This window comes from Pseudovibrio denitrificans JCM 12308, from assembly GCF_001310815.1.
GTDB classification, from domain to species: Bacteria; Pseudomonadota; Alphaproteobacteria; order Rhizobiales; family Stappiaceae; genus Pseudovibrio; species Pseudovibrio denitrificans.
In genome coordinates this window covers 1-6,939 of sequence record NZ_BAZK01000049.1, presented here as the reverse complement: position 1 = coordinate 6,939, position 6,939 = coordinate 1, and the positions used below count along the sequence as shown (strand labels likewise).

General features: G+C 51.9%; 4 protein-coding genes, 2 tRNA genes and 1 pseudogene. 6 read left to right on the top strand and 1 reads right to left on the bottom strand.

What is annotated here, in order from left to right:
- Nucleotides 1-686: 686 nt before the first annotated feature.
- The 3 genes and pseudogenes from JCM12308_RS31145 (at nt 687) to JCM12308_RS31140 (ending at nt 5,077) form a co-directional block, all read left to right on the top strand.
- The gene (locus JCM12308_RS31145; protein ID WP_208978971.1) at nt 687-3,269 is read left to right on the top strand and encodes a M10 family metallopeptidase C-terminal domain-containing protein; all 2,583 of its coding nucleotides are present in this window, start codon (nt 687-689) and stop codon (nt 3,267-3,269) included.
- A pseudogene (locus JCM12308_RS32855) lies at nt 3,266-3,310 on the top strand (hypothetical protein); the annotation flags it as partial. The gene JCM12308_RS31145 and the pseudogene JCM12308_RS32855, both read left to right, overlap by 4 nt.
- A gap of 6 nt (nt 3,311-3,316) precedes the next feature.
- Nucleotides 3,317-5,077 (top strand): calcium-binding protein, encoded by a 1,761-nt coding sequence (locus JCM12308_RS31140; RefSeq protein WP_208978970.1) that lies wholly within the window; start codon nt 3,317-3,319, stop codon nt 5,075-5,077.
- A gap of 122 nt (nt 5,078-5,199) precedes the next feature.
- Here the strand turns inward: JCM12308_RS31140 and JCM12308_RS27170 are convergent, their stop codons facing one another.
- Nucleotides 5,200-6,069, bottom strand: a complete 870-nt coding sequence (locus tag JCM12308_RS27170; RefSeq protein ID WP_054785741.1) for a TrmH family RNA methyltransferase — start codon at nt 6,067-6,069, stop codon at nt 5,200-5,202.
- A gap of 423 nt (nt 6,070-6,492) precedes the next feature.
- Here JCM12308_RS27170 and JCM12308_RS27165 point away from each other — a divergent pair.
- From JCM12308_RS27165 to JCM12308_RS28125, 3 genes are all read left to right on the top strand, one after another.
- Nucleotides 6,493-6,577: transfer RNA gene (locus JCM12308_RS27165), tRNA-Tyr, on the top strand.
- A 19-nt stretch (nt 6,578-6,596) separates the two neighbouring features.
- Nucleotides 6,597-6,670, top strand: a tRNA-Gly gene (locus JCM12308_RS27160).
- Between the two features lie 110 nt (nt 6,671-6,780).
- Nucleotides 6,781-6,939 (top strand): GTP-binding protein (locus JCM12308_RS28125; protein WP_244272040.1); only part of this gene is annotated, 159 nt, incomplete at its 3' end.

Genomic DNA, 6,939 nt, shown 5'->3' with positions numbered 1-6,939 from the left:
CGAGTGTGAGAATGTGCTGCTGTGGTGGTTGGCTGATGTGAGTGGGGCGGTCGCGGGGCTGAACGTGGGGCTTTGGTGTGAGGCGGTATGGCAGTGGAGTTAGCGGAGCTGGAAGGGGGATGCAGTTCTGCGATGTTGCTGGTGACGTTTAAGTGGGATGCGGCTTGCTCAGTTAGGCTGAAAATGGATGTCGCTTTGTTGGTGGTGCGGTGAGATAGGTCTTGACGGGGCGGGTGGCCTTTCGGATTGCAAGCTCGATAGCTCGATAGCTCGATAGCTCGATAGCTCGATAGCTCGATAGCTCGATAGCTTCTTTTTCAAATACTCTCAGGGTCTCTTATGGCGACGTGCCTGCCTTGCAGCCTGTGCTTCGCTGCTGGCCTGAAACCTGGACTGCATAGGTTTATCGGGAAAGATACTTACAAGTTGTTGTCTGAGTTAATTTGATTAAATATGGCATAATTAAGATTATCAATCTTATATGCTCTGTATAAGTTACATGAATTCAAATATTATTGGGAGTAGTGTGTAGATATATATATTATCTAAAATGCAATGAAAAAACTTTCATAGAGACATGTTCTTTGAGTCAAGTAATGACTCCTTCTATACTTGAAGACTCTCCGGGACTCCGAGTATGTCCGCTAGATATATCAGAAAATGATATGCTTGGCGGAGAATATAATATGACTAATGAAACTGGTACACCGGACGATTTTGCGACGACTGTACTTGAAAATCACCCTGATGGTTGCGGTTGCTCGTGCTGTTCTGAGAATGTTTCAGAGAATGCAGATGGAGCAAATAGCTCAGGTACTGGCGGTGGCAAAAGAGCTGGTACACTCAATGAGCTCTCTGACTATCTGGAGAGAGGCTATTGGGGAGGAGGCCCGAACTGGTTTAACCTGACCGGGACTGGTGATAATGCCAAGTTTGGCCAGCTTACCTACAATGTAACGGGCAACTTTAAAGATGCCGATGGTTTGGGGAGCATGGCTGCTACCCGGGTTAGAGAGGCAATGGATTACATTGAATCTGTAACCGGAATTGATCTTGTTGAAACGACAGATCAAGTTGCAGACATTAACTTCAAGGATAATGGCAAAGGTGCGGGTGCTGGCCACCATGGTGGAGCATGGCAGCGTGACCTCAAAGCATGGTTCTCGGATCACGTTGTCATCAATCTACCTGCTGGCGGTGGGCATGGTCGGCATGATGACGATACAGGGCATTTCGTTCATACGGTTCTGCATGAGATTGGTCATGCGCTCGGTTTGGGTCACCAGGGCCCGTACAACGGGGTCCGGCCCAGTTATCCCAATGGTGTGAAGTTCCTCAATGACTCCCGGCATGTTTCGGTGATGTCTTACCTCAGTCAGGACAAGAACTACTCATCCGGCGCTTCAAGTGCATATCCTCAAACCTTTGCAGCGGCTGATCTGCTGGCGTTGGACAAGTTGTATGGCGATCAAAGCTATAATGGCAAAACCTTTGGCACGCACAATGCGTTCCTCGGTGATACGGTCTATGGCTTTAACACCAATATATCGGAGGTAAATAACTTCCGAATGGTCAATCTGGCCAGATATGGAGACAACAACGCCTATACGCTTGTCGATGGTGGCGGGAACGATACGCTGGACCTGTCTGGCTTCAGCAAAGCTACGATAGATCTGCGCGTCACTCAGGCTGATGATACGTTGCCGTATTCCTCCTCTGTTGAAGGAGAGCGAAAGAACATCAGCATCGCAGTGGGCACTGTCATTGAAAATGCGGTGGGTACGCGTGGCAATGACAAGATCACCGGCAACTATGCGGATAACCATCTGTGGGGTGGTCGTGGTAACGACAAGATGTACGGCCTTGAGGGGGATGATCACTTCTACCTTGAAGCTGGCAATGATGTTATGGACGGTGGCGAAGGATCGGATTGGCTGCATATCGACACTGATGAAGATATGACTATCGATCTCAATCGGGAGGAACTGGTTTCTTTCTTCGGCCGCGACAGGATCGTCAGCATTGAGAATGTTGATAGTGGTTCTGGTGATGATCGCCTTATCGGCAATGAGGCTGACAACAAACTGCAGGGCAATGATGGTGATGACACCCTTTATGGCAATGAAGGGAATGATTACCTGAAAGGCGGCAACGGCAATGATGAGCTGTATGGCGGTGCCGGGAATGATCGATTTGATCTGGATGCTGGTGATGACCAGATTCACGGCGGCGATGGTAAAGACATCATCTACTTCTATGGCCGTGAGGACGCCCGTGTTGATCTGACAGAAAACACTATTGAAACAGCCTATGGCAATGACACGATCTCCGGCATTGAGAGCATTTCTGCTGGTCACGGCAATGACTATCTGCGCGGCAATGCAGAGAACAACAGCATTCGCGGCAACGGGGGGGATGACATCATCCTTGGTGAGGCTGGTGATGACTATCTCAGCGGATCGCATGGTAATGATGAGCTTTATGGCGGAACCGGTAATGACACTTTGAACGAAGGTTCTGGTGATGATCTGGTTGAAGCTGGCGAGGGCAATGACCGTATTATCCTTGGAGATGGTAACGACATTCTCGATGGCGGTGCAGGCAATGACCGGATCACGATCAGCAACAAAAAGGGTGCTCGTATCGATCTTGCTGTGACGGATGCTCAGGATACTGGCTACGGCATGGACAAGATCACCAATGTAGAGAACATCACCGGCAACAAACATGATGATGTGTTCGCAGGCACGGATGGTGCCAACTCCCTGCGCGGCATGGGCGGCGATGACGTGATCGATGGTCGTGGCGGCGATGATAAGCTGGAAGGCAATGACGGCAACGACAAAATCAACGGCGGTGCCGGAGATGACATCCTCTATGGTGGTTCTGGCGATGATGAACTGTCCGGTGGGGATGGCAATGATCGACTTTACGCCGGTGGTGGTGATGATGTCTTCATCATGGGGCAGGGGAAAGACCTGCTGGACGGTGGTGCCGGACATGACATTGTGCGGGCGTCCGATGATGAGGCTCTGATTGTCGATCTGAAACATACCCGTCTTGAGACGGCTTCTGGTGTGAAACTCCTGCGTGGCATTGAGGGTTTTGAAGCTGGCGGTGGTGATGATCAGTTGATCGGCACAGAGGGTGATAACACTCTGATCGGCAATGCCGGAAATGACGTGCTGTCCGGTCTTGGCGGCAATGACCGTCTTGATGGCGGCGAAGGTGACGACAAGCTCTACGGCGGGGCTGGTGATGATGCCTGATCGGCGGTGCGGGAAATGACATTCTTGAAGCTGCGGAAGGCAATAATGTGCTGCATGGAGATGCAGGCAATGATCAGCTGACCACAGGTGACGGGGATGATGAGCTGCACGGCGGTGCCGGTGAGGACAAGCTAACCTCTGGTGCAGGCAAGGACAGGCTGTTTGGTGATGATGGTTCTGATGAGCTGCGCGCCGGAGCGGGTGATGATGAACTGCACGGCGGAGCTGGTGTAGATCAGCTTTACGGTGAGAGCGGCAATGACACGCTGCATGGCGGGGATGGTGATGACATCCTGCGCGGTGAAGCTGGTGATGATGAGCTGCACGGTGATGCCGGCAATGACAACCTGATCGACACCGAGGGGAATAACGCCCTGTTTGGTGGTGATGGGGATGATTATCTCGAAGCTGGTGACGGCAAAGACATCCTTGATGGCGGTGCCGGTAATGACACCATTCTCCTTGGCCGTGGCCGCGACACTATTCGCGGTGGTGCAGGGGTTGATCATCTGATCGCTGATTATGATGAGAACCTTAGCATCAACCTCTCCTTCACTTCCGCGCGAAGCACGGGGATTGGTCTGGCTGACATTACAGGCATCGAAAACGTCACGACTGGCTCGGGCCGGGATCGTGTGACTGGCACTGATGCAGACAACATTATCAAAACCAATGCTGGTGGCGATGTTCTTAATGGCGGTGCTGGCAACGACAGCCTGTGGGGCGGTGCTGGCCGAGACATGCTGAATGGTGGCGATGATGATGACCTGCTGGAAGGTGAGGCTGACAACGATATTCTCGATGGAGGCAATGGGGATGATGTGGTCAATGCGGGAGACGGCAATGACAAAATCACCCTTGATGAAGGCAATGACGTCATCCGTGGCGGTGAAGGCAAAGACAGGCTGATCGTATCTGGCTCAAAAGGTGCTCATGTTGATTTGAGTAATACTGGCGCTCAAGACACCGGTTATGGCCTTGATACGATCACGGACATTGAAAATGTCAGTGGTGGTGATGGAGATGATCATCTGACCGGTGATGACCTTCGCAATGAGATCCATGGTGGAAATGGCGATGATGTTGTGTTCGGTGCCGGCGGTGATGACTATCTGCAAGGTGGGAGTGGCAATGACACTCTCAATGGCGGCAGTGGCAGTGACAATCTGAATGGTGGAGCTGGTGATGACATCGTCAATGGTGATGATGGCAATGACTACCTCACACTCAGCAGAGGCGCTGATATCATTGATGGTGGCGATGGCCGGGACATTCTCAGATACAACGGTTCTGAAAGTATAACAGTTGATCTGTCCCGTACGGACTTCCAGAGCACTGGCATTGGCCAGCTGAAGGTTTCGAATGTCGAAATTGTTGAGGGTGGTTCTGGTGATGATGTGCTGATCGGTGATGAGGTTGCCAACACGCTGCGAGGCGGAAGTGGAGCTGATACACTGCAAGGTGGCGGTGGCCGGGACTATATTGTTCTGGGTAATGATGATGCGGTTGACCGAGTGGTCTACACATCCGTTTCTGACGTTACCCTTGAAGGTGCTGCTGAGTTGGTTAGTGGATTTGACAAGGGGGAAGATCTTTTCGACTTCCGTCAGATTGACGCCAATACCGACAATGATGGTGATCAGGCCTTCCTGTTTAGCGATGATGGCGCCGCTGCGAACTCCGTGTGGGTCACCGCCTATCGTTCCACTCAGTATGTTTATGCGGATGTGGATGGGGATGCGCAGGCTGACTTCAAGATTGCAGTCAGCAAAGCAGATGCGCTGAGCGCTGAGGACTTCCTCCTCTAAGCATCAGTCTAGATACAAAAAGAGCCGCCGCGGCTTCTCTGCATTTTGCAGGAGCTGCGGCGGTTTCGTTTTGAGATGTCTGTTCTGATTTTCTGCAGGGCTGAGATGTCAGCGGCTGATCGTCAGGACAGGCCCATTTTCATGCGGGCGACATAGAGGGAGAGGATCGCGGCGTTGGAGACGTTGAGCGATTTGATCTCTCCAGGCATGTCGAGGCGGGCGAGGGTGTCGCAGCTTTTGCGCACGCCTTCGCGAACGCCTTTTCCCTCAGAGCCAAGCACAAGCAGGGTCTTATCTGTAAAGGCGGTGTTTTCGACGGCTTCGGGACCTTCACTGTCCAGAGCGATGGCCTGATAGCCCTTGTCGCGCATTTCTTCCACGAAACGGGCCATGTTCTGAATGCGCACGTGTTTGATCATGTCCAGCGCGCCGCTTGCGGTTTTGGCAAGAACCGGACCTTCTTCAGGTGCGTGGCGGCGAGTGGTGACAACGGCATCAGCATTCAGCGCAACGGCGGAGCGAAGGATCGCACCCACATTGTGTGGGTCGGTGACCTGATCCAGCGCAAGGACCAGCTGACCGTCTTTGAGTTCTTCCGGACCGTACTCGGGCAGGGCATCAACCAGAAGGGCAGCGCCCTGGTGGACGGCGTCTTTGCCGACGAGCTTATCGATGTCGCGCGGGCTGGCGTCTTCAACAGGAACATCAATCTTCAGATTGCGTTCTTCCAGTCGGCGCAGGGCGTTCTGCGTCACAACGAGCTTGTGGCGTTTGCGCTCCGGGTTTTTGAAGGCTGCTTCAATGGTGTGGAGGCCATATATATAGAATGGGCCATCTTCAGCAGCTGATTTCTTCTGCCAGGGCTTGCCTTTTGAAAAGCTGCCGCCAGAGGATTTTCCGTCCGGGCGCTTTTTCTTATAGGGCCGGTCGTTGCCCTGTGTCGGGCTCCAACGGCTGCCGCCTGTGCTCTTTTGATTTTTAAAGTTGCTCATAGGCTCTCGATACTCTGGTCAAGATCAGGCTTCAAGGGAATAAAGAGGGGAGACTAAACATTCCTTTTTTATGCCTTTGAGAAAAAGAAAGTGCGCGGCCTTTTAAATGGGTTGAAGAAAGGGGTGATCAGATCGTTTTCCAGAAAAAAGAATTTACGTCAAAATTGCCGGGTTCACTGTGAAGAGCTGTGATTTAGCAAGGTTCTACGTAAAATCCGTCGGTTAGTTTTCCGACAAAAAAGGGGGAAAACTATCTGCCTTGTTGATTTTGCACAGGCACTTGCAAAAGAGGCGTTGACAGATGGCGTTCTCAGCGGCATAAACCGCGCCACAGGACGCGGCGCAACTGCTTGTCAGTTAAGCGGCGTGTTTCGCAAAACGAGTTTCAAAAAGTTCTCTTTTGGAGAATTTTTCGTCGATCTCGGAGGAGTGCCCGAGTGGCTAAAGGGGGCGGACTGTAAATCCGCTGGCTATGCCTACGTTGGTTCGAATCCAACCTCCTCCACCATCGACAAGAAATTGGTATTGCGGGTGTAGCTCAATGGTAGAGCAGAAGCCTTCCAAGCTTACGACGAGGGTTCGATTCCCTTCACCCGCTCCAAGATCTCGAAAGTCGCTTTGAGAATTTATCCTAAAGAATCCTTGGGGTCTTCATTTGGATGGCTCCGAGCCTTGATCGACGGAACTACGATTAAATAGAGAGCTACGCCCATGGCGAAGGAAAAATTTGAACGTAATAAGCCGCACGTCAACATCGGCACAATCGGCCACGTTGATCACGGCAAGACTACGCTGACTGCTGCTATCACCAAACAGTTTGGTGACTTTAAAGCATATGACGAAATTGACGGTGCTCCTGAAGAGCGCGCG

Excerpts from the sequence above, each read along its gene's own strand:
- JCM12308_RS31145 (WP_208978971.1), top strand. The coding sequence starts at position 687 with ATGACTAATGAAACTGGTACACCGGACGATTTTGCGACGACTGTACTT.
- JCM12308_RS27170 (WP_054785741.1), bottom strand. The coding sequence starts at position 6,069 with ATGAGCAACTTTAAAAATCAAAAGAGCACAGGCGGCAGCCGTTGGAGC.